This window comes from Rhodococcus sp. NS-SX18, from assembly GCF_057367935.1.
In genome coordinates, this window is sequence record NZ_CM170633.1 from 5,039,743 (window position 1) to 5,061,996 (window position 22,254).

23 protein-coding genes are annotated in these 22,254 nt (G+C 68.9%); 7 read left to right on the top strand and 16 right to left on the bottom strand.

Features of this window, described 5'->3' with window-relative positions:
- Positions 1 to 20 precede the first annotated feature (20 nt).
- From AC2IPW_RS23125 to AC2IPW_RS23135, 3 genes are all read left to right on the top strand, one after another.
- Positions 21 to 1,448: a flavin-containing monooxygenase gene (locus AC2IPW_RS23125; protein ID WP_486375791.1), complete on the top strand. Its 1,428-nt coding sequence runs from the start codon at positions 21 to 23 to the stop codon at positions 1,446 to 1,448.
- A 37-nt stretch (positions 1,449 to 1,485) separates the two neighbouring features.
- Entirely contained in the window at positions 1,486 to 2,166 is a 681-nt protein-coding gene (locus AC2IPW_RS23130; protein ID WP_450121512.1) for a nitroreductase, read from the top strand.
- Positions 2,167 to 2,247: 81 nt separating this feature from the next.
- A complete protein-coding gene (locus AC2IPW_RS23135) occupies positions 2,248 to 2,832 on the top strand; it encodes a sigma-70 family RNA polymerase sigma factor (protein ID WP_040781017.1) in 585 nt (194 codons plus the stop codon).
- On the opposite strand, the gene AC2IPW_RS23140 is transcribed toward AC2IPW_RS23135, so the two are convergent.
- On the bottom strand, positions 2,786 to 3,973 hold the full coding sequence (locus AC2IPW_RS23140; RefSeq protein WP_003934540.1) for an AAA family ATPase: 1,188 nt from the start codon (positions 3,971 to 3,973) through the stop codon (positions 2,786 to 2,788). The genes AC2IPW_RS23135 and AC2IPW_RS23140 overlap by 47 nt on opposite strands.
- 119 nt (positions 3,974 to 4,092) lie before the next feature.
- Here AC2IPW_RS23140 and aztD point away from each other — a divergent pair, with 119 nt between their 5' ends.
- The gene (gene aztD, locus AC2IPW_RS23145) at positions 4,093 to 5,331 is read left to right on the top strand and encodes a zinc metallochaperone AztD (RefSeq protein WP_486375792.1); all 1,239 of its coding nucleotides are present in this window, start codon (positions 4,093 to 4,095) and stop codon (positions 5,329 to 5,331) included.
- A 97-nt stretch (positions 5,332 to 5,428) separates the two neighbouring features.
- On the opposite strand, the gene AC2IPW_RS23150 is transcribed toward aztD, so the two are convergent.
- The 4 genes from AC2IPW_RS23150 to AC2IPW_RS23165 all read right to left on the bottom strand — a co-directional run bounded on the left by AC2IPW_RS23150 (position 5,429) and on the right by AC2IPW_RS23165 (position 9,330).
- Entirely contained in the window at positions 5,429 to 6,484 is a 1,056-nt protein-coding gene (locus AC2IPW_RS23150; protein WP_416062093.1) for an AAA family ATPase, read from the bottom strand.
- Between the two features lie 21 nt (positions 6,485 to 6,505).
- Positions 6,506 to 7,543 carry an aliphatic amidase gene (locus AC2IPW_RS23155; RefSeq protein ID WP_003934543.1) on the bottom strand — a complete coding sequence of 346 codons (1,038 nt, stop codon included), beginning with the start codon at positions 7,541 to 7,543 and terminating at the stop codon, positions 6,506 to 6,508.
- 42 nt (positions 7,544 to 7,585) lie between these two features.
- Entirely contained in the window at positions 7,586 to 8,224 is a 639-nt protein-coding gene (locus AC2IPW_RS23160; RefSeq protein WP_289382386.1) for an AmiS/UreI family transporter, read from the bottom strand.
- An 80-nt stretch (positions 8,225 to 8,304) separates the two neighbouring features.
- The gene (locus AC2IPW_RS23165) at positions 8,305 to 9,330 is read right to left on the bottom strand and encodes a substrate-binding domain-containing protein (protein ID WP_486377057.1); all 1,026 of its coding nucleotides are present in this window, start codon (positions 9,328 to 9,330) and stop codon (positions 8,305 to 8,307) included.
- A 154-nt stretch (positions 9,331 to 9,484) separates the two neighbouring features.
- Here AC2IPW_RS23165 and AC2IPW_RS23170 point away from each other — a divergent pair, with 154 nt between their 5' ends.
- Entirely contained in the window at positions 9,485 to 9,976 is a 492-nt protein-coding gene (locus AC2IPW_RS23170) for a MarR family winged helix-turn-helix transcriptional regulator (RefSeq protein WP_486375793.1), read from the top strand.
- 28 nt (positions 9,977 to 10,004) lie between these two features.
- On the opposite strand, the gene AC2IPW_RS23175 is transcribed toward AC2IPW_RS23170, so the two are convergent.
- The 3 genes from AC2IPW_RS23175 to AC2IPW_RS23185 all read right to left on the bottom strand — a co-directional run bounded on the left by AC2IPW_RS23175 (position 10,005) and on the right by AC2IPW_RS23185 (position 12,500).
- Positions 10,005 to 11,435: a glycoside hydrolase family 183 protein gene (locus tag AC2IPW_RS23175; RefSeq protein ID WP_486375794.1), complete on the bottom strand. Its 1,431-nt coding sequence runs from the start codon at positions 11,433 to 11,435 to the stop codon at positions 10,005 to 10,007.
- A 145-nt stretch (positions 11,436 to 11,580) separates the two neighbouring features.
- Complete coding sequence (locus AC2IPW_RS23180; protein WP_054373199.1) at positions 11,581 to 12,009, bottom strand: VOC family protein; 429 nt, start codon at positions 12,007 to 12,009, stop codon at positions 11,581 to 11,583.
- 83 nt (positions 12,010 to 12,092) lie between these two features.
- Positions 12,093 to 12,500, bottom strand: a complete 408-nt coding sequence (locus AC2IPW_RS23185; protein WP_486375795.1) for a helix-turn-helix transcriptional regulator — start codon at positions 12,498 to 12,500, stop codon at positions 12,093 to 12,095.
- 236 nt (positions 12,501 to 12,736) lie between these two features.
- On the opposite strand from AC2IPW_RS23185, the gene AC2IPW_RS23190 reads away from it, so the two are divergent.
- A complete protein-coding gene (locus AC2IPW_RS23190; RefSeq protein ID WP_289382440.1) occupies positions 12,737 to 13,963 on the top strand; it encodes a glycosyltransferase 87 family protein in 1,227 nt (408 codons plus the stop codon).
- Here the strand turns inward: AC2IPW_RS23190 and AC2IPW_RS23195 are convergent.
- The 6 genes from AC2IPW_RS23195 to AC2IPW_RS23220 form a co-directional block, all read right to left on the bottom strand.
- Entirely contained in the window at positions 13,933 to 14,262 is a 330-nt protein-coding gene (locus tag AC2IPW_RS23195; RefSeq protein WP_003934551.1) for a branched-chain amino acid transporter permease, read from the bottom strand. The two genes, AC2IPW_RS23190 and AC2IPW_RS23195, sit on opposite strands and share 31 nt — an antisense overlap.
- On the bottom strand, positions 14,255 to 14,947 hold the full coding sequence (locus tag AC2IPW_RS23200; RefSeq protein ID WP_054373196.1) for an AzlC family ABC transporter permease: 693 nt from the start codon (positions 14,945 to 14,947) through the stop codon (positions 14,255 to 14,257). Before AC2IPW_RS23200 ends, AC2IPW_RS23195 begins: the two co-directional genes overlap by 8 nt.
- Positions 14,878 to 15,252, bottom strand: coding sequence for a WhiB family transcriptional regulator (locus AC2IPW_RS23205; protein ID WP_003934553.1), 375 nt, complete (start codon positions 15,250 to 15,252; stop codon positions 14,878 to 14,880). The genes AC2IPW_RS23200 and AC2IPW_RS23205 overlap by 70 nt, the downstream gene beginning before the upstream one ends.
- Before the next feature lie 90 nt (positions 15,253 to 15,342).
- Entirely contained in the window at positions 15,343 to 16,356 is a 1,014-nt protein-coding gene (gene fgd / locus AC2IPW_RS23210; protein ID WP_486375796.1) for a glucose-6-phosphate dehydrogenase (coenzyme-F420), read from the bottom strand.
- A 93-nt stretch (positions 16,357 to 16,449) separates the two neighbouring features.
- The gene (locus AC2IPW_RS23215; RefSeq protein ID WP_289379806.1) at positions 16,450 to 18,060 is read right to left on the bottom strand and encodes a flavin-containing monooxygenase; all 1,611 of its coding nucleotides are present in this window, start codon (positions 18,058 to 18,060) and stop codon (positions 16,450 to 16,452) included.
- A gap of 14 nt (positions 18,061 to 18,074) precedes the next feature.
- On the bottom strand, positions 18,075 to 19,022 hold the full coding sequence (locus AC2IPW_RS23220; protein WP_486375797.1) for an alpha/beta hydrolase: 948 nt from the start codon (positions 19,020 to 19,022) through the stop codon (positions 18,075 to 18,077).
- A gap of 237 nt (positions 19,023 to 19,259) precedes the next feature.
- Here AC2IPW_RS23220 and AC2IPW_RS23225 point away from each other — a divergent pair, with 237 nt between their 5' ends.
- Complete coding sequence (locus tag AC2IPW_RS23225) at positions 19,260 to 20,180, top strand: SMP-30/gluconolactonase/LRE family protein (protein ID WP_268965698.1); 921 nt, start codon at positions 19,260 to 19,262, stop codon at positions 20,178 to 20,180.
- A gap of 64 nt (positions 20,181 to 20,244) precedes the next feature.
- On the opposite strand, the gene AC2IPW_RS23230 is transcribed toward AC2IPW_RS23225, so the two are convergent.
- Positions 20,245 to 20,682 carry a nuclear transport factor 2 family protein gene (locus tag AC2IPW_RS23230; RefSeq protein WP_054374578.1) on the bottom strand — a complete coding sequence of 146 codons (438 nt, stop codon included), beginning with the start codon at positions 20,680 to 20,682 and terminating at the stop codon, positions 20,245 to 20,247.
- Between the two features lie 78 nt (positions 20,683 to 20,760).
- A complete protein-coding gene (locus tag AC2IPW_RS23235; protein WP_486375798.1) occupies positions 20,761 to 22,215 on the bottom strand; it encodes an aldehyde dehydrogenase in 1,455 nt (484 codons plus the stop codon).
- Between the last annotated feature and the right edge of the window lie 39 nt (positions 22,216 to 22,254).

Here is a 22,254-nt window from a genome sequence, read left to right on the forward strand (position 1 = left end):
CGAACTTGCACACTGTTCAAGTGATCGACGTCGAAGCACTCGTGGTCGGAGCCGGCTTCGCCGGGCTCGGTGCCGCCGCACATCTGCGGCGACGCGGCCGCGACGTGCTCGTCGTCGAACGCGGTGCCGCCCTCGGCGGGACGTGGCGCGACAACACCTACCCGGGGTGCGAGTGCGACATCCATCCCGCCCTGTACTCGTACTCGTCCGCACCCCAGGCCACCTGGGCCCGAGGCCGTGCGACCCAGACCGAGATCCTCGCGCACCTCCACGCGTTCGCCGCAGAGAACGGACTCGACGACCGGATCGTGTACCGCACGGCCGCCGCCGCGTGCCGGTGGGACGAGTCGACGGGCCGCTGGCACGTGCGCACCGACCACGGCCCGGCCTACGCGGCCCGCTTCCTCGTTCTGGCCACCGGCGCCCTGAACGTCCCGCAGATCCCCCGCCTCGACGGCTCCTTCGGCGGCCCCGCGTTCCACACTGCCCGGTGGGACCACGACGCCCACCTCACCGGCCGGCGCGTGGGCGTGATCGGGACCGGCGCGAGCGCCGCGCAGGTGATTCCGCACCTCGCCGACGTCGCCGACCACCTCACCCTGTTCCAGCGCACGCCCGCCTGGGTGCTGCCGCGGCGCGCACAGCGTCTGCCGCTGCCGCACCGCGCGCGCCGGACGGTCGAGTACTGGCGCGGCGAAGCGCTCGTCCCCGCGCTCACCGGGTCCGGCCGCCGACTTGCTCGCCTGGAGTCCCGGGCGCTGCGGCACCTGCACCGGCAGGTGCCCGACCCGGACCTGCGTCGCGCCCTGACCCCGCCGCACCGAATCGGCTGCAAGCGAATCCTGTTCTCCGACAGCTACTACCCCGCACTCGTCCGGGACTCCAGCACGGTGGTCACCAGCCCGATCGCGGAACTGCGCCCGCACGGCGTGCGCACCGCCGACGGCCGGGACCACGCGGTCGACGTCCTGGTGTACGCGACGGGATTCCGGGTCTCCGCCGCCCTCGCCGGACTGCCCGTGGTCGGTCGCGACGGCTGCACCCTGCTCGAGCGGTGGGGCCGGGACGGTGCGTCGGCGCACCTGGGCACGACCGTGGCCGGGTTCCCCAATGCGTTCCTGCTCGGCGGTCCCAACACCGGGATCGGTCACACCTCGCTGCTGTTCATGATCGAGAGCCAGCTCCGCTACGTCGCTGCCGCGATGGACGCCGCCGACCGGGAGGGCGCCGCGCTCGAGGTACGGGCCGCCGCGCAGCGGGAGTTCGCCGACGAGATGCGCCGACGCTCGTCGGGCACCGTATGGACCAGCGGGTGCCGGAGCTGGTACCTGGACCGCGGCGAGGTCAACCGGTCGCTGTGGCCGGCCTCGTCCTGGGGATACCGACTCCGGACCCGGCGGTTCGACCGGGAGAACTACATCACCGCCGGTCCCGCACAACGGACCTGAACGAGCGCTATACAAGCGCCTGTGCGACCCTGGTCACATGACGATCGACCACCGCGCCTCGCTCTCGGCACTGCTCGACACCCGCTACTCCTGCCGGGCATTCCTGTCCAAGCCGGTACCCCGCGAGGACATCGAGACGATGCTGCGCATGGCGCAGCGCACCCCCTCCTGGTGCAACTCCCAGCCGTGGGAGGTCGTCCTGGTCGGCGGGGACGCCGTCGATCGGCTACGGACCGCGGTGTACGAGCAGGCGGCCTCCGGTCGGCTCGACCCGGACATCCCCGGCCCGTCCGAGTACCGCGGGGTGTACGCCGAGCGTCGTCGCGGCGCCGGGTACGCGCTCTACAACAGCCTCGGCATCGCCCGCGACGACTACGCCCGCCGCACCGAGCAGATGCTCGAGAACTACCGCTTCTTCGGAGCGCCGCACGTCGCGATCGTCACGACCGACAAGGCCCTCGGCACCTACGGCGCGGTCGACTGCGGTGGGTACGTCGCCACCCTGCTCCTCGCCGCGCAGGCACTGGGCATCGCCGCCGTCCCGCAGGCCGCCGTCGCGATGGCCGCCGGAGCCGTCCGCCGCGAACTCGGCATCTCCACCGAGCGCGACATCGTGTGCGCGATCTCCTTCGGATACGCCGACGAGAGCCACCCCGCCAACACCTGCCGCACCGACCGCGCGAGCCTGGACGACACCGTGCGGTGGGTGGAGGAGTAACCACCCCAGGGGTCCTGGCCCGGGGCGCCCCGGCGACGGATGGTGGAACTCCCCACCTTCCGCCGCCCGAGAGGACACCCCGTGCACCGCGTCGAAACCGAGGAACTGCTCCGCCGATGGGTACCGCGCGCCGTCGCCGGTGAACCGCACGCCGTCGGCGTGGTGGTGAGTTCCGTTCGCCCCCATGTGCTGAACTTCTGCGCCGCACGCATGGACGAGGGGACCAGCGCGCACACCCCCGCCGAGGACGTCACCCAGGAGGTGTGCCTCGCCCTGGCACGGGCACTCCCGCGCTACCAGGATCGCGGTGCGTCGCTGCTGCGCTTCGCATTCGGCATCGCCACGCACAAGGTCGCGGACGTCCGGCGCAAGGCCGCGCGCACCGTGACACCGCTGCACGACGTCGCCGGCCCCGGTCCGGAGGAGGGCGTCCTCGACGAGGAACTGCGTACCGCGGTCCGCCGGCAACTCGCGCTGCTGCCGGAGCAGCAGCGCCGCGTGGTGCAGCTGCGGATCCTGCAGGGCTACAGCGCCGAACGCACCGCCGCGCTGCTCGGCACGTCGGTCGGCGCGGTCCGGATCGCCCAGCACCGGGCTCTGCAGCGAATCCGGGTGCAGCTCAGTCGTGCTGAGCGCGCAGATACCGTCCGAAGTGCGGCACGGTGAATCCGATGAAGCCCCGCTCGGCGGAGTAGATGAGCCCCTTCTTGATGAGCCCGTCGCGGGCGGGCGACAGCGACGCCGGCTTGCGGCCGAGTTCGGCCGCGATCTTCGACGTCGCGACGGGACCGTCGTCGCCGGAGAGGTCGGCCATGGCGCGCATGTACTCGCGCTCGGCGGGTGTGGCGCGTTCGTACCGGGAACCGAAGAACCCGACGGCCAGTTCCTCTTCGGCAGCGGGTGCCCCGACCCGCACGTCGTCGGCGGTGATGGGGCTCGTCGCCGCAACGTCCCACGTCGCCTTGCCGTAGGCCTGGACGAAATAGGGATATCCGTCGGCGGTCTCGTAGAGCGCGTCGAGGGCTTCCGCCGTGAAGGTCACGCCCTCACGCTCGGCCGGCGCGAGGAGCGCGACGTCGGCGGAGTCGCGGTCGAGCCGGTCGATCCGGTGGTAGCTGAACAGCCGCTCCGAGTAGCTTTTCGACGCGGAGAGCACCGCCGGCAGGTGCGGCAGCCCGGCGCCGACCACGATGAGGGGCGCCGCGTCCTGGCTCAGTTCGTGACACGCCCCGCAGATCGCGGAGATGTCCGCCGCGCCGAGGTCCTGCATCTCGTCGACGAACAGCGCGATGCCCACCCCCACGTCGCGGGCGAGCCCGGAGGCGTCGATCAGGAGCTCGACGAGGTCGATCTCGAGGTCGCCGGTGTCGGCACGTCCCTTGACCGCGGGCGCGTCGATGCCGGGCTGCCACCGTTCGCGCATGCCCTTGTCCGCGGTCGCCCGCAACGCGAACGACTTGAGCACGCCGAGGAAGTACTCGACCGATTCGGGATGCGGGTGGGCCGGAGCGATCTCGCGTACCGCCATGTGCAGCGCCGACGACAGCGGCCTGCGCAGGTCCTGATCGGGCCGGGCCTCGATCTTGCCGGTACCCCAGCTCCGCGAGATCGCCGCGGAGCGAAGCTGGTTGAGCAGGACCGTCTTGCCGACGCCGCGCAGCCCGGTGAGCACGACACTGCGTTCGGGCCGGCCGCGGGCGATCCGTTCGAGCACCACGTCGAAGGCGTCGAGCTGCTTCGCCCGGCCGGCGAGCTCGGGCGGACGCTGCCCCGCGCCGGGAGCGTACGGGTTGCGGACCGGGTCCATCGGTCGATGGTAACGGCGCTGCGTACGGACACCTCCCTCCTTCCGCCGCGTGTCGCGGATGCGCGCATTCGCATAATAGACTTTGACATTCGTTTGCAATAAAGCGTAGATGTTCCGGCATGAAGTCCTCCCGAAGTCTCGCGCTCACCGCCGGGCCGGCCACCGTGCTCGTGGCCGGCTGCGCCACCGTGCTCGTGGCCGGCTGCGCCACCTCCACCGCCGACGACACCGCCGCGCCCGCTCCCACCTCGGCCGCACCCGCCGAAGTCGCCGCCGCCGAGCCCCGGCTCGCCGTCACCTACGACGGCGGCATCCTCGTCCTCGACGCGAACGACCTCGACGTCGTCGCCGATCTGCCACTCGACGGATTCAACCGACTTGCTCCCGCCGGCGACGGCCGGCACGTGTTCGTCTCCACCACCGGCGGCTTCCGCGCCCTCGACACCGGCAGCTGGTCCGAACCCCACGGCGACCACGCGCACCACTACGCGGGTACTCCGGCCCTCACCGACGTCGAGTTCGCCGCCACCAAGCCCGGGCACGTCGTCCGGCACGCAGGCCGGACCGCGCTCTTCGACGACGGCACCGGCCGCATCGACATCCTCGACCCCTCCGAGCTCGCCGAGGGCAAGCCCCGGGCCGACACCTACACCGCCCCGGAAGCGCACCACGGCGTGGCGGTGGCGCTCGCCGACGGCAGCCTGATCGTCACCCTCGGCGACAGCGAATCCCGCAGCGGCATCGCCGTGCTCGACGCCGAACGCCGGGAGCTCACCCGCAACGAGCAATGCCCCGGCGTGCACGGCGAGGCCGTCGCCGCCGACGAGACCGTCGTGCTGGGCTGCGAGGACGGCCTGCTCGTCTACCGTGACGGCACGATCACCAAGGTCGCCTCGCCGGATCCGTACGGCCGGATCGGAAACCAGGCCGGATCCGAGGAATCCGTCGTCGTTCTCGGCGACTACAAGAGCGATCCGGACGCAGAACTCGAACGACCCCAGCGCGTTTCGCTCACCGATACCCGAACCGGCGAGCTACGGCTCGTCGACCTCGGCACCAGCTACACGTTCCGTTCGCTCGGACGCGGACCCCACGGTGAGGCGCTCGTCCTGGGCACCGACGGCGCGCTGCACGTGATCGACCAGAACAGCGGCGCGGCGGTGCGGCGCATCGATGTTCTCGCCCCGTGGACCGAACCCGACGAATGGCAGTCGCCGCGCCCGGCCCTGTACGTGCAGGGTCACACCGCTTACGTCACGGACCCGGCGAACAACGCACTGCACGCGGTCGATCTCGACTCCGCCCAGGTGCAGACCGCGTCCCTGCCGCAGACCCCCAACGAGATCACCGGCACCTAGCCTCGTGCCCGTGGCCGAATGTCACACCGGTTCGATGTCATCGAACCGGTGTGACATTCGGCCGGGGTCGGGGGCGGTCAGGGGGCGGTCAGGGTGGTCAGGGGGCTCGGGGGGTCACGCGGATCTCGCCGTCGGTGACGGTGACCGACAGAGTCAGTCGTGCGGAACCGTGCGGACGATGCTCGAGCACCGCTGCTGCTACCGGTTCGGTCACCAGGTTCCGGATGGTGCGCCGGAGTCCTCGTGCTCCGTAGACGGGGTCGAATCCTCGGGTGCACACCAGGGCGACGACGTCGGATCCGATGTCGACCACAATCCCTCGGCGGGCGAGTCGACCTGTGACGATCTCGATCTCCCGGCGCGTCAGTTCCTCGGCCGTCCGGTCGTCGAACTCGTTCAGCACCACCGTGTCGTCGAGGCGGTTGAAGAACTCGGGATCGAAGAATCGTTCCACCGCATTCCGAACGACGACGCGGCTGCCCTCCGACCGTGGCCCCCATCCTGCGCGGCGAGCCAACCGCGCCCACGGGGCGCGTCTTCTTCGCGCCACCTCGCGGGATCCGAGGTTCGACGTGAGGAACACGTAGCTGTTGCGGAACGAGATCGTCTGCTGGCCGTTGGCGAGCCGCAGTTCCCCGTGATCGAGGATCTGCAGGAGCGCTCGCAGAACGGTGGTGTCTGCCTTCTCCACCTCGTCGAAGAGCACGATTCCGGGGGTGTACGGGTCACCTTCGATCCTGCTCCTGTCGAACAGCGTGAACGACTCCTTGCTGCCGGCGTACCCGGGTGGTGCTCCGGAGAAGGAGGCGGCGTAGTGCTCCTGGGCGAGCGCGTTCATGTCGATCCGGCACATGTCGTCGGGCCCGGACCGCAACTCCGCCGCGACTCGGCGGACGAGTTCGGTCTTGCCGACGCCGGTGGGCCCGACGAGGAGGATGTTGGCGAGGGGTCGGGTCGGGTCGTGCGCGCCTACCCGTGCCAGCGACACGGCGCGGACGACCGCGTCGACCGCGGGCCGTTGCCCGACGATGCAGGCGTTGAGCCGGTGTGACAGCGTCGTCGGATCACCCTTGTCCGCTGGGGCGTCGGCCGGTTCCGCGATCTTCACCCGCGTGCGATTCTGGTCGTGGAACATGTCGGTGAGATAGGGCATCTGGGCTCCCGGCATCCGCGGCTACGCCTCGGCGGTCTCTTCGACGGGGAGCGAGCCGACTCGGCAGTCGGCCACTCCCACCGTATCTCTCGTGATGGCCTCGACACGTTCCTGAGCCTTCCGCGCATCGGTCACCCACAGCTTGTAGAACTCGAACGGGCAGTCCGCGACCCCCTTGTCTCCGTCGCCGGCGGCGTGGACACCCGAGTAGCCGCGGTGCAACAGCTTGAAGAGGTGGTTCTGCGACTGGTCGTTCTCGCGAGCGTCGCGGATGGCCGAGACCGACAGTTGGGCATATTGGATGCCGTACTCCTCTTCCCCGGTCTCACCGAGGGTGCGTCCGTCGAATCCGATGATCGCCGAGTGCCCGAAGTAGGAGTAGACACCGTCGAATCCGGCGGCGTTCGCGACGGCGACGTAGCAGTTGTTCGCCCACGCCATTGCCTTCGACATCAGCACCTGCTGGTCTTTCGCGGGGTACATGTAGCCCTGGCAACGCACGATCAGTTCGGCGCCCTTCATCGCGCAGTCACGCCAGATCTCCGGGTAGTTGCCGTCGTCGCAGATGATCAGGGAGATCTTCAGTCCCTTCGGGCCCTCGGTGACGTGAGTCGTGTCGCCCGGATACCAGCCCTCGATGGGGCACCAGGGCAGGATCTTTCGGTACTTCTGGACGATTTCGCCCCGGTTGTTCACCAGGATCAGGGTGTTGTACGGCGGCTTGGCCGGGTGGTCTTCGTGCTGCTCACCGGTGATCGAGAAGACACCCCACGTGTCGGCCTCCCGGCACGCCGCCGAGAAGATGGCCGTTTCGTCGCCGGGGATGGTCGCTGCAGTCGCGTACATCTCCTGCTCGTCGTACATGATGCCCTGCGTCGAGTACTCGGGGAACACCACCAGGTCGAGTCCGGGCAGACCCGACTTCATCCCGATCATCATGTCGGCGATGCGTCGTGCGTTGTCGAGTACCCCGGCCTTGTCGTGCAGGCGCGGCATCTTGTAGTTGACCACCGCCACGCCGACCGTGTCGCTGCTGGAGGAGATGTCTCCGTGTCGCATATCGTGCTCCTTCTTCGAGTTCGCCCGGCGAGTTCGCCGAGTTCAGTTGTGGACGGGACCGTATTGGGGGGAAGGCTTTTCGTCGAGACGAGACGATGCGGGGAAGCCGAGCACAGCGGCGATTCCCACGAGGACGGCGAGGACCGACCCCCAACCGGCCGCGGCGAACGCGGTGGTGTGGAGGCTACCGGTCAAGGCGAGGAACGCCGGGACGGTACATGTCGGCTGGCTGAGGAGGATCGCGACCCAACCCGTGAATCGGGTGAGTCCGTCGAACCCGAGCGCGAGAACGAGGAAGAACAACGCCCACAGGAACGCCCACGAGAGCCAGATGACCCCGAATACGGGGTCGCCGACAACGGTGAACGACACCGCCGAGTAGACGAGGGCGGCAACCGCGACGAAGCCGGAGAACCATCCGATACCCTGCGGCTCGAGTCCGGCCAGGTTCACGATTCCCACGTACAGGTAGGTGAACCCGAACAGATACAGGCCGGATGCGGCCAGAACGTCCGCCGCGTCCCCCTGGGCCTGGATCAGCAGGGCGGTAGGGATGACGCACTGCAGCGCGCCGACGAACAGGTTCAACACTGCGGCCGACCTGGCAGGTACGACGGAGAGAAGCATCAACCCGTTGACGAGGAGGACCGCTCCCACGTACAGCAAACCGACATTGCCCACCGGAGACCTCTCATTGCTTCCAAATGAAACTGTTTCGAATGAAAGTAGTGGCCGGCGCCACACATGTCAACGGGTGTCCGTCAGAGCGCCGTCAGAACCTCGAAGTCGACGCCGTCCGCAATGGACAGGTGAATCCGCTGCCGAGCCACTCCGTTTCGGAACTCGACCGTGCCTCGAGGTCCGTCGAACGCCGCCCCGTCCACCACGTCGTCGAGAGCGGCCGTATCCGCCGTTCCGGCGCGGGCCACGAGACCGGCCAACGTGTTCATGCCTTCGTAGCAGGACTCGGCGGCATTGTTCAGCGCGGGCGCGTGCGGCCCGTGCATCGCCACGTACCCGGTGAGCAGATCCATCGCGTCGGCGCCGGCCAAGGACCGGAAGTAGGAGGCGGCGACGTAGAGGTTCTCCGTCGCCGCCGGCCCACTCGCAAGCAGCATGTTCTCCTCCATGAGTGGGCTGAATCGGACGACCCGATCGGCGAGCCCTCGCCGCGCGAAGGCCCGGTTGAACTCGACAGCATCCTGGCCGACCAGGAGCATCACCACTCCGTCGCACCGGGAAGCCGCGACCGCGTCCACGACATGTCTCATGTCGGCGCGCCCGAGGTCGACGAACGACTCGCCGACGATCTGCAGGTCGAACTCGTGCGCGTACATGCGTATCGCACCGAGGGAACCGCGGGGCCACACGTAGTCGTCCCCGACGACGAACCACCGACGCGTCCCCACGTTCTCCCGCAACCATTTCAACGCAGGCCCGATCTGCTGCGCGGGGGTCTCACCGCAGCAGTAGACGCCACTACGACTCTCGCCGCCCTCGTAGAGGGAGGTGTAGGCGTACGGAACGCGGCCGGTCACCACCGGGGCGATGGCATGACGCACGGACGAGATGTGCCAACCGCTGACCGCATCGATCGAACGGGTGGCCACCAGACGACGAATCTCGGCGGCGATCTGCCGAGGGTCGCCACCCCCGTCGACGATCTGGACACAGACCTCGCGACCGAGGACGCCACCCGCCGAATTCAGGTCGCGCGCCGCCAACTCGCTCACCGCTTCGCAGGACGGGCCGAACAGACCGGCCGGCCCCTGCAGCGGTACCACCATGGCCACACGCCACTGCGACGCGCGTGCACGATCGAGCAACGCGCTCACGTCGGTGCCCCCACGGCACCGCGGGTCACGACCCGCACGTCGGCTATCATTTCACTTGGAAGTATTATTGGTGAGACGTGGACTGTGCAATAGCTCGGGGGCTGTCATGTCGGACAAAGGTGTTGCCACATCGAGGGAAGCATCTGCGACGACCGCGCTCGTCCTCGCCGCACGCCTCGCCACGCAGTCGATCGAGGCGGTCCTCTCCTCCGACGAACTCAACATGGACCACTTCCTCGTGCTCGAGGCACTCGCGGTCCGGCCGGGACTGACCATGGCCGAACTGCGCGATCGGACCCACACCCCGGCGCCGACACTCACCCGGGTCGTCGACCGCCTGGTCTCCGTCGCGGCGGTGTACCGCGAGGCCGACGCCCACGATCGCCGGAAGACCCGGGTCTATCTGAGTGTGCGGGGCAGGAAACTCTTCGACCGTCTCTCCGCGTCCGTGCGCGACGTCGAGCAGGCATGGCCGGGACCACTTCCGGGCGGTCTACCCAGTGACGTGCACTTGATCCTCGCCACGTTGGAGGAGGCCACCACCCGCGAACCTCGTGGCCGAATGTCACATGGGTTCGATCGAATCGACCCGATGTGACATTCGGTCCGGGGCAGGTGCGCGGGGCTCAACGCTCGAGCCTCGCTCGCAGCAGGAAGGTGTTGTAGTCCGACCACGTCGAGAGCATGAAGTACAAGTCCTCGTCCGTCGACCACGGATGCATGAATCCGCCGTACAGCTCGAGGTGCTGCTCCACCCCGACCAGGCGTGCGCTCTCCGACCACATCCCCTGGGGTGACGCGGCCTCGCGCACGACGATCGCGGCCTCGGCGGTGTCGAGGTACGCCATCTGCCAGCGGTCCGCGGCGGCGTCGTAGCGCACGGACAACTCTCCGGCGGGACCGTGCACGACGGGCGTCGCCGCGGTGTATCCGCCGACCGGCGTCCAGGTCCCGTCGCGCCAGTACTGGTAGGCGCCGGGCTCGAGCACCCGGTCCTCGGGCACCCGGGCCAGTGCCACCGAGCCGAGCCGGGTGTTCGGGGTGCCGAACAGGTACACGTAGCCGTGCGCCGGCACCGCCGCGGCCACCTGGAAGTTGGTGATCCCGAAAATGTTGTCCCACTTCGCATGCGGATCCTTGACCCAGGTGGAACCACCGTCGTCCGAGTATGCGATGCCGCCGTGGTTGGTCCACCACGTGCCGGGGATGCTGTTCCACGTCCGGATGGACATGTACGTCAGGTACTGGCGGCCGCCGATCGCGAATCCCGACGTCGGGATCGTGGTGATCTCGACGTTGTCGAGCTTGCGGCTGCCGAGGATCTCCGCGGCGTGGCACCGCGAGTCCTGGATCATCGAATCGAAGCTCATCCCATCCGTCAGGTCGCGGTCGGTGGAGAAGGCCAGCACGTTGCTGCGCCAGTCCCCGCCCTGCCCGCCCGGCGGATGGAAGCCCTTGCCGACGGTGTCACCGAACGCGACGGCGATCCGGCCGGGCTCCGACTCCCACATGAGGCCGAGATCGGTGCCGTACACCTGCCAGCGCTTGTCCGTCCGATTGACGGACCCGGCACCGGTCTGCTTCGCCACCGTGGTGACCTCGACGACCCGCGGCGTCGGGGGCGCGGGGATCTGCGCGGCGGGCTCGATCGGCGGGGCCTCGGGCGCCGGAGGTGGCGGCGGCGCGGCGCCCTCCCCGGGCACCGGGATGCCGAGGTGGAAGGGACTGGGCTTCAAGGCGATCCGCGGGAAGACCGGATCCGGATCAACCGGCTCGTCGGTCAGGTCCGGGCACGGATCCGTGCACGGATCGACCGGCAGCGGCGGTGGATCGATCCGCACCGGGTCCGGTTCCGGCGCCGGGTACGGCACGGTGGTGATCACCGGATAGGGCACCGGGATGTCGAGGTCCTTCGGGATCACCGACTCGTGCTGCCACGTGTCGCTCGCACACGGGCCGCTCCCCGGCACCCCGTCCGTCGCGGGCTCGTCGGCGCGGGCCGGCGTCGCCGCCAGCACCGCGACGAGCAGCGCGATCGCCGGCGCCTGCCGTCTCATGGGTTCCCCTCCCGTGCGTCACGTCGCCGGCCGGACCGGCGCCGCACAGGAGGGTACCGCCACGGCGGCGCGACGGCGCCGCACGCGGATATGCGTCTTTATATCTCTGTCTCGGGGCATTGCGAGAATCCCGAAGAATTCCGAATCAACGAAAGTCCCCGGGCGTGTACTCACGGGGCTCCACCAGCACGAGCCAGTTGCCCGAGTTGTCCCGGAACACGGCCTCGACACCGTAGGGCCGCTCGGACGGCGGCTGGGTGAACTCGACCCCCTTGGCCGTGAGCTCCTCGTACGTTTTGTGGCAGTCCGCGGTGCGGAGCCCGAAGCCGCCCATGGTGCCGTCGGCGAGCGCGCGACGAATCGCCTCGGCCATGTCCGGGTTCAGGGGTGGGCCGGGCACCATCAGCGTCACCTCGAGTTCCGGGTGGTCCGGGTGCGCGACGGTCACCCAGCGGAAGCCCTCACCCATCGTCACGTCGGCGGTCTCCACGAACCCCAGCGTGTCGAGGTAGAACTTCTTCGCCGCGTCCTGATCGGTGACATAGAGGGTCACCAGGGAAATGTTCGTGATCATGGCGTGTCCTCCGGATCGGTGATGTGGCACGTCTCGACGGTAGAGCGACGGGCACGGTGCAAGCTTCTCCGAAATTGCGGAGTTCAGCGGAGGTCGCTCAGACCGTGCATGAACACCCAGCAGCCCGGGATGCGAGGCGCCCCGGACTCGGCGAACGCGGCCTGATACTCACTGGGGGTGACACCGACCAGCTGACGGAACCTGGTGCTGAACGACCCGAGGCTGCTGTACCCGACGAGGTGACAGACCTCCGTCACGCTCAGGTTCGTCGCGCGCAGCAGATCCTGCGCCCGCTCGATGCGGCGTTCGGTGAGGTGGACCCCGGGCGTCTTGCCGTACACGGCGGTGAAACAGCGCAGGAAGTGGTACTTCGAGACCCCCGCGGCGGCGGCGAGCCCGGCGAGGTCGAGAGGCTGCGCGTACTCCCGGTCCGCGAGATCACGGGCCCGGCGCAGGTGCGGCAGAAGCTCCTCCGGCACGCGGCGCGACATGCGGCCAGTATCGCAGCGCCCCACGACAGGAGTTTCTGCCCGTGTCTACGCCACGGAGTAGAAACGGTGATTTCATCGCGACGCCATGACGCACGCCACACGCCGGAACCACCCGAACAGGACAAAGCGACCGGAAACGTGCTGGGAGGCCGGGCAACCCGCGTATCCGGCCCCGAAGGCAACGATTGTGTAACGTATCCGAGAGTTCCTGTCCCGACAAGCGGAGGTGATCGTCCGTGCTGCTGTCCGAAGTTCGCGCCCGGCCCGGGTACTCGCTGCTCGTGGGGGCAGGGCTGCTCGTGTCGGCCGTGGTCGCAGGCATCCACCTCGAGAACGCTGTCACCGGATACCTGATGGACCTGTCCGTCTTCCGCGACGCGGGGTGGGCGTTCCTGCACCACACCCCCCTCTACACCGAGGGCTTCCACACCAGTTCGGGGTTCCGCTTCATCTATCCGCCGTTCGCGGCGTTCCTCTTCGCCCCGCTGCCCCTGCTGAACGCGACGTTGATGCAGGTGCTGTGGACCGCAGGGCTGATCGGCCTGGTGTGGTGGGTGCTGAAGGTCTCGCTCGAGCACATGGACGTCCGTCGCGCGAACCTGGTCGCGACCGCCGGTCTGGGCGTGGCGCTCTGGCTCGAACCGATCCACTCCAACTTCCTGTTCGGGCAGATCAACATCCTCCTCATGGCCCTCGTCGTCGCCGACGTCCTCGGCGTGATCCCGCAGCGGTTCCGCGGCGTCGGAATCGCCCTCGCCGCCGCGATCAAGGTGACCCCGGCCGCGTTCGGTGTGCTGTTCCTGCTCCGCCGGGACATGCCGTCGGCGGCGCGTGCCTTCGGCGCGTTCCTCGCCGTGGCGGGCTTCGCGTACTGGCTCCGCCCGGAGTCCTCCGTGTACTTCTGGACCACCGAGGCCTGGGCCACCGACCGGGCCGGGAATCAAGACTTCTTCCGTAATCAGGCGCTCAGCGGGCTGCTTGCCCGGCTGGGCCTCGAGGGTCACGCCTACACCGCAGTCTGGCTCGCGGGCGTCGCACTCGTCGTCCTCGGGGCGCTGTGGGCCGCCCACCGCTTCACCCGATCGGGCGAGCACGTCGTCGCGCTCGGTGTGATCGCGCTCGCGACCCTGCTGGCGGCGCCCATCGCGGTCACGCATCACTGGGCCTACAGCGTGCTGCTCGTCGCGGTCGCACTGGCTCCGCGGTACCGCTCGTGGTGGCCCGTGCTGCTGCCGGCCGCGCTGGTCTTCCTCGTCGGACCCAACTACCTGCTCGAGGACACCTCCACGCACGGCTGGGTCGAGTCGGCCATCCAGCAGACCCTCGGCAACGCGCAGTGCGTCACCGGTCTCGCGGTACTCGTCGCGGCGGTCGTCGCGGCACGGTCCCGCCGTCCCGGCACGGTGCCGGCACCGGCCGGCGCTCGCCCCGCTCAGCTCCAGAACGCCCCGGCCAGGACGTAGATCGCGGTTCCGGCGACGGTGCTCAACGCCGCACTCCGCCGCCACAGGTGCACCGCGACGGTCCCGGCGAGACCCAGCACCGCCGGTAACCACGTCGCCGGCCCGACGTCGCGCAGGGTGTACATCACCAGGATGACCATCACCCCGGCCGGCATCGCGCCGCCGAGGTAGCCCACCACGTCCGACTCCCGCAGCCGGGCGAGCGCGGCGAACGGGACCGCCCGCAGACCCACGGTGACGACGAACATCGCGATCAGGGCACCGACGACGTAGCCGGCGCCCGGTACCGACTCAGGCACGGGCCACCTTGTTGCGGTAGACGAACCGCAACAGCAGATACGCGACGAACAGGCCCAGCGAGATCACCAACATGCCGTCCTTCGACACGGTCATCCCGACGAGGCCGCACACCAGTGCGGCGGCCGACGCCGGCAGATCGCGCCCGAGACGAAATGCGTCGAGCGCGAGCACGGCGAACAACGCCGTGAGGGCGAACTCGAGGCCCGACAATCCCGCGGGCAGCGCCGCTCCGAGCAGGGCGCCCGCGGTCCCGGATGCGACCCACAGCAACTGGCACGTCGCCGCGACCGCAAGCATCCGCGCGCCGGTCAGCCCGTCGCGGCGCTTGGTGGCGACGATGGCATAGGTCTCGTCGGTGAGGGCGTAGACGCCGTACGCCCGCCCGAGCCGGCTACGGATCTTCTCCAGTGGAAAGGACAGTCCGTAGAACACGTGGCGGAAGTTCACCAGCAGAGTCGCTGCCGCGATCGATGCCACCGGAGTCACCGCACCGATCAGGCCGACGGCGAGGAACTCCATCGAACCCGCATAGATCACCGTCGAGAAGAGCGGCGCCCACCACCAGTCGAAGCCCGCCTGTGTGAGCACGACCCCGAATGCGAGGCCGAGCGGGATCAGGCCGAGACCGACTGCCCAGGAGTCGCGGACACCAGTGCGGATCTCGGAGCGACGGCCATCTGCCATGGCTCCAGGCTATGGGGTGACCTGCTCGCCCTGCGCAGCAGGATGCGACGTTCCTCTTCCGACATCCCACCCCAGATGCCGTGCCGCTCGCCGGCCTCGAGTGCGTGCCGGAGGCACTGGGTCAGCACGGGACAGGACTGACAGATTCGCTTCGCGGCGCGGACGCGGTCGGTGCGCGCCTCCCCACGCTCGTTCTCCGGATGGAAGAACGTCGCGGCGTCGGCGTCCCGGCAGGCGGCCTGCAGCTGCCAGTCCCAGGACTCCGTGATCGCCGGGGGCAGCATCAACAGCTTGGGCGCGGGCATAGGTTCTCCCTTCGTAAGGCGGCTCAGCCGCCGGTGTGTCTTTCGGGCTGCCCTGACCGCCCAAAGGACGCACCGGGGGCGTCAGCCGTGTCAGGCCAGCGCACGCAGGCGCGGCGCCAGATCACGCTCGAACAACTCCAGGAACCGTCGCTGATCGTGCCCCGGCGCATGGAACACCAGATGATTCAGCCCGGCCTTCACATACGCGGCGACCTGCTCGACCGCCTCGTCCGGATCCGACGCCACGATCCACCGCTTGGCCACCTGCTCGATCGGCAACGCATCCGCCGCCGCCTCCATCTCCACCGGATCGTCGATCGAGTGCTTCTGCTCCGCCGACAGCGACAACGGCGCCCAGAACCGGCAGTTCTCCAACGCCTTCTCCGGATCGGTGTCGTAGGAGATCTTGATCTCGATCATCTTGTCGATCCCGCCGGCGTCCCGCTCGGCCTTGCCCGCGCCCTCCGCCACCGCCGGCAACAACTTCTCGGTGTACAGCTCCATCCCCTTGCCCGACGTGCAGATGAACCCGTCCCCCGCCCGGCCCGCGTACCGCGCCACCACCGGACCGCCCGCAGCGATGTACACCGGGATCCCGCCGGCGGGCACGTCGTAGATCGACGCCCCCTTCGTGGTGTAGAACTCCCCCTCGAAATCGACCCGCTCCCCCGTCCACAACGCCCGCATCAACCGCACCGACTCGCGCAGCCGCGCGAACCGCTCCTTGAACTCCGGCCACTGTCCCTCGTAGCCGGTGGCGATCTCGTTCAAGGCCTCCCCCGTGCCGACCCCGAGCATGACCCGCCCCGGATACAGACACCCCATCGTCGCGAACGCCTGCGCTATCACCGCCGGGTTGTACCGGAACGTCGGGGTGAGCACACTCGTGCCCAGCTGCAACCGCGACGTGCGCTCGCCCACCGCGGTCATCCACGCCAACGAGAACGGCGCATGCCCCCCGTTGTGCCGCCACGGCTGGAAATGATCCGACACCGTCGCCGAATCCATCCCCCGCTCCTCGGCGAGCACCGCCAGCTCCACCAGCTCCCGCGGCCCGAACTGCTCCGCCGACGCCTTGTACCCCAACTTCAGACCCTGCGACACCACGAACTCCTCGTCGTCGGAACCTCGGAAACGGCGGCAGGACGCGCCGCGGCCTGCAGCCGCGAATGCGCGTCCTGCCGTTGCCGTTTCCCCTTACTTGATGGCGAAACCGCGGTAGCCGTCGGCTGCGACGTCGTCGCAGATCTCGCGGTAGGTGTTGAGCCCACCGACGTAGGACATGATCACCTGCGGCTTGCCCGGCACGTTGGCGCCCGTGTACCACGAGTTGCCCTCGGGGTAGAGCGTGCCCTTCGCCAGCTCGTTGTTCAGGTCGGTCCAGTCGTGCGTGTACGGCTCGAGCGCCTCGAACCGGCGGGCGCCGCGCTCCTCGAGTCGTTCGATGCAGTCGGCGGTCCACTCCACGTGCTGCTCGATCGCACACACCACGTTGGTGAGCACGTTCGGACTGCCGGGGCCGGTGAGCATGAACATGTTCGGGAACCCGTCGACGGCGATTCCGAGGTACGTGACGGGGCCGTCCTGCCACTTCTCCTGCAGCGTCTGCCCGCCCACGCCGGAGATGTCCATCTTCAGCAGCGGACCGGTGATCGCGTCGAATCCCGTGGCGAGGACCACCGCGTCGAGCTCGTGCTCCACACCCCCGGCCCGGATGCCCTTGTCCGTGAATTCCTCGAGCGGCGCCTCGCGCAGCGACACGAGCTCGACGTTGTCCCTGTTGTATGTCTGGAAGTAATTGGTGTCCAGCGTGATCCGCTTGGCGCCGAGCGGGTGTGTCCGCGGCGACAGGCGTTCGGCGAGCTCGGGGTCCTGCACCACCGCACGGATCTTGCTGCGGAAGAACTCCGCGATGGTCTCGTTGGCCTCCCGATTGGTGAACAGGTCGGGGTAGGCGGCGATGAGATCGATCGCCCGGTGCCGGTTCCATCGCTCCTCGTAGGTCGCCCACCGCTCCTCCGGGGAGTGATCGAGCGCGCTGACCGCGAGGGTGTCGGTGTACTGGCCCGAAGGGGTGGTCTTCGAGGTGGCCTTGAAGGTCTCGATGTTCTCCTTGAACTCGCGCTTCTCGTCCTCGGTGAGGGGACGGTTGCCGCAGTCGAGGCTGAACGCGGGCGTCCGCTGGAATACGGTCAGCTTCTCGGCCTGCTCGGCGACGAGCGGGATCACCTGGACGCCGGACGAACCGGTGCCGATCACCCCGACCCGTTTGCCGGTGAAGTCGACGCCCTCGCTGGGCCAGTCGGCCGTGTGGTACGTCGCACCGCGGAAGTTCGCCAGGCCTGGGAAGTCCGGCGTCTGCGACGTGGACAGACAGCCGACCGCGGTGACGAAGTACTTGGCGACGGCGACGTCTCCGGAGTCGGTGGTGACCGTCCACCGGTCGGTGTGGTCGTCGAACCGAGCCGAGTCGACCCGGGTCCGGAACCGGAAGTGCTTCTTCACATCCAGCCGGTCGGCGGCGAAGTTCAGGTAGCGCAGGATCTCCGGCTGTGCCGGGTAGCGCTCGGTCCACTCCCACTCGTCGATGAGTTCGGGCGAGAACGTGTAGGCGTATTCCATGCTGATGCAGTCGCATCGGGCCCCGGGGTACCGGTTCCAGAACCAGGTGCCACCCACGCCCTCGGCCGCTTCGAAGGCGCGGACCGTCAGCCCCATCTCCCGCAGCCGATGCACCATGTAGATGCCGGAGAAGCCGGCACCCACCACGATCGCGTCGAATTCCTCCGCAGTCTTCTCGAATCCCATGTCGGCCTCCGGTGTCATCGGGCGATGTCCGCGCCGGCGAGCGCGTCCTCGACCGCTTCGACGACGTAGTCCATGCCGTCCTTGGCGCCCGGCAGGATGTTCACGAACTGGAAGAAGCCGTGCATCTGTCCGGTGAACACCTTCTCGCGCACGGGGATCCTCGCGGAGCGGAGCGCCTCGGCGTACTTACGGCCCTCGTCGTGCAACACGTCGTGCTCGGCGATCAGCACCGCGGCCGGCGCGACACCGGCGAGCGATTCGGCGTTGATCGGGGCGACTTCCCATCGGGTGCGGTCCTTCGCCTCGGGCACGTACAGGTCCCAGAACCACACCATCGCGTCGCGGGTGAGCATGAGCTCGTTCGCGGGATCGAGGTAGCTGGGTGTGTCGAAGTCGCAGTCGATGACGGGGTAGGCGAGGAACTGCAGGGCGAGTTCGGGCCCGTTCTCCCGGACGGCGCGCTGCGCGACGACCGCTGCGAGGTTGCCGCCGGCGCTGTCACCACCCACGATCAGCGGGGCGTCCGCGGCCGCATAGGCGCTCCGGTTCACCGCGAGCCACTGCAACGCGGTCCAGGCGTCGTCGGCAGCGGCGGGGAACAGATGCTCGGGGGCCAGGCGGTAGTCGACGAGGGCGACAGCGCAACCGGTGCGTTCGGCGAGCTGCCGGCCCAGCGTGTCGTAGCCGTCCAAGCTGCCGACCACCCAGCCACCACCGTGCAGGTAGACGATCACGCCGCGGGCGTCGTCGACCGGGACCAGCACGCGAACCGGCACCTCGTGTCCGTCGGCACCGGGGACGGTGATGTCGTCGACCCGGGCCATCTCCGGTCCGGCGCCGACCAACTCGATGAAGCCGTCGCTCAGCGTGCGCGCTTCCTGCGGGCTCATCTCGTGCAGCGGAGGACCGCCCGCCTCGGCCATCTGGGCGAGGAACGCGGTGGTGGCGGAATCGAGGGCCATGGCATCTCCTTCGTGTGCAGCATGGGTTTCGACAGACGTCGACAACTCCCGATCGATGCGCAGAGTCGGCGCCCAGCGAGTGATGCGCATCACCATAACCATACGCATGATTATTTGCAATAGGTCGCGCACGGCCCTTTATCTATGCGCATGATTGGTCTAGCTTGGAAGAGAGAGTCCGGGGGCGTCTCCCCGCATCTGCTGTCTCCCCGCATCTACTACGGAAGGCCACCGACCATGACTGCCGGAAACCAGGACACCGCGCTGCAGAGCCCCATCGACACCGTCGTCTCCGACCGTGCCTTCCTCGAGTGCCCGCGCTGGCACGACGGACGCGTGTGGGTCTCGGATCTCTATCGGCACGAGGTGATCTCGATCGGCGCCGACGGTGCGGTCACCGTCGAGGCCACCCTTCCCGGCGACGAGCCGTCCGGTCTCGGCTGGCTGCCCGACGGACGCCTGCTCATCACCGCGATGGAGTCCGGGCGGATCATGCGCCGCGAGCACGACGGCGAGATCGTCGTCCACGCCGATCTCTCCTCGGTCGCGACCGGCAAGCTCAACGACATGGTGGTCGCCGAGGACGGCACCGCCTACGTGGGCAGCTTCGGCTTCGAGTTCAAGCGCGACACCCCGATCGCGCCGGCCAACCTGATCCGGGTCGCGCCGGACGGATCCTTCACCGTCGAGGCCTCCGACCTCCGCTTCCCCAACGGCATGGTGATCACCCCCGCCGGCACGCTGGTCGTCGCGGAGAGCATGGGCAACAAGCTGACCGCCTTCGACATCGGCGCCGACGGCCGGCTCGACGGGCAGCGCACCTGGGCCGCGTTCGGGCCGGACCTGCCCACCGAGTCGGTCAAGGCCGCGATGAGCGCCGCGGCGGTCGCGCCGGACGGCATCTGCCTCGACAGCGACGGCGCGGTGTGGGTCGCCGACGCTCTCAACCGCCGGGTCATCCGCGTCGAGGAAGGTGGCGCGATCACCGCCGAGGTCGTGTTCCCGACCGGGGTGTTCGCGTGCATGCTCGGCGGCCCGGAAGGCGACACCCTCTACGCCTGCGCGGCGCCGAACTCCTCCGAAGCCGCCCGTCGCCACACGCGCGATGCGAGCCTGCTGGCCACCCGCGTCGGTGCCACCCACGGCGGTCGCCCGTAGGACGGCCCACTGGACACGGGAAAGGGGCGGCGATTCGTCGAATCGCCGCCCCTTTCCCGTTCGATCAGTATGGCGCGTACGCCGCCGCAGATGCGGGCTGTTCCAGCACGCGGTCCACCGTGATGTCCTTGCGCTCGATGAGCAGCGCGCCGTCGCGCTCGGCGAACGTGTCGGCGTAGCGCCCGTACAGCCGCTGCGTGCCCTCGGGGCCGGCCACCGTCGCCTCGAAGTACGCGTCGACCCGCACCCGGCCGTCGCCCTCGCCGGTCACGCGGACGTTGGTGATCGCGTGGCGGGAGAACTCCGCGCCGGATTCGGCGAAGGCGCGGTAGACCCCGAGGAACTCCTCCGGCCCCACATCCTCCTTGCCGTTCTGGATGATCGAGACGTCGTCGGTGATCAGCGCGCGCAGTGCGTCGAGGTCGCCCCCGTCCACGGCGGACGCGTACGCGTACATCAGGTCTTCCGCGCGGCGAGCGAGTTCGGGTGATACCGCAGTCATGTCGGGTCCTCCGCTTTCGTCGGTGCCGGATAGCGGGGTGCGCCCTCCTTTCGGGCGCACCCCGGTATCCGTTGTGGATCAGGGAAGCTGGATCAGCTTGGTCTCGAAGAACGCATCGAACCCTTCGATTCCGCCCTCACGGCCGAGACCGGACTGCTTGTAGCCGCCGAAGGGCTGCACGACGCACATCGCGTAGCCGTTGACGGAGATCTGGCCGGTGCGCACCCGTCGGGCGATGCTCTGGGCCAGCTCCTCGTCCTTCGCGTAGACGGAGCCGGACAGCCCGTAGTCCGAGTCGTTGGCGATGGCGACGGCCTCGTCGATCGAATCGAACGGGATCACCACCAGCACCGGTCCGAAGATCTCCTCCTGCGCGATCCGCATGTCGTTGGAGACGTCCGCGAACAGGGTCGGTTCGACGTACCAGCCGCGGTCGAGGTGCGCCGGCTTGCCGCCGCCGGTCACCAGCCGCGCGCCTTCCTTCTTCCCGAGCTCGATGTAGTCGAGCACCCGCGTCTGCTGACGTTCGGCGGCGAGGGGGCCGAGGACCGTGTCCTCGTCCCGCGGGTCACCGACCTTCACGCTCTCCATCACCGCCTTGATCGCCTCGACGACCTCCTCCTGGCGCTCGCGCGGGACGATGATGCGGGTGAGGGCGGCGCAGACCTGCCCCGAATGGCCGATGCCACCGAACACCATGCCGGGCAGGAAGGTGTCGAGGTCGATGTCGTCGGCGATGATCGCGGCCGACTTGCCGCCGAGTTCGAGGGTGACCCGCTTGATCCGCTCTGCGGCCCGGCTCATGACCACACGACCGGCCGCGGTGCTGCCGGTGAAACTGATCTTGTCGACGTCCGGGTGGCTGACGAGGTAGTCACCCACCTCCCGTCCTGCCGGGACGACGCTGACGACGCCTTCGGGCAGGCCCGCGGCGTCGAGCGCCTCGGCCAGCATCATCATGGTGACGGGCCCCTCCGGGGCCGGCTTGAGCACCACCGTGCAGCCCGCGGCGAGCGCAGGCGAGATCTTCAGCGAGCCGGTCGCGACCGGACCGTTCCACGGGACCACGACCGCGACGACCCCGATGGGCTCCCGCACGACCTTGCCGTGCCCGCCCTTCCAGGTGCGCTCCTCCTCGAACGCGAAACGCTCGTGGAAGGTGGCCGCGTCGTCCCACATGTCGACGGCGTTCTGGTGGAACAGCGTGGACACCGCTGCGGGAGCGCCCAGTTCGAGAGTGAAGGCCTCGGCCATCTCCGGGATCCGCTTCTTCACCTCGTTTCCGACACGCACGAGGATCTCCGCGCGCTCGGCGGGCGTCATCCGCGGCCAGGGGCCTTCGTCGAACGCCTTGCGTGCCGCCGCGACGGCGCGGTCCATGTCGGCCTCGCGTGCCTCGGGCACGGTCGCGATGACCTCACCGTTGATCGGGGAGATCACCTCGATCAACGCGTCGCTGGACGGCTCGACCCACGATCCGCCGATGAACAGCTTGTCGTAGCTCTTCAACTGGATGGGAGTGGCTGTGGTCATGCTGTGTTCCTCCACTCGACCGCGGACTCTCGCCACGGC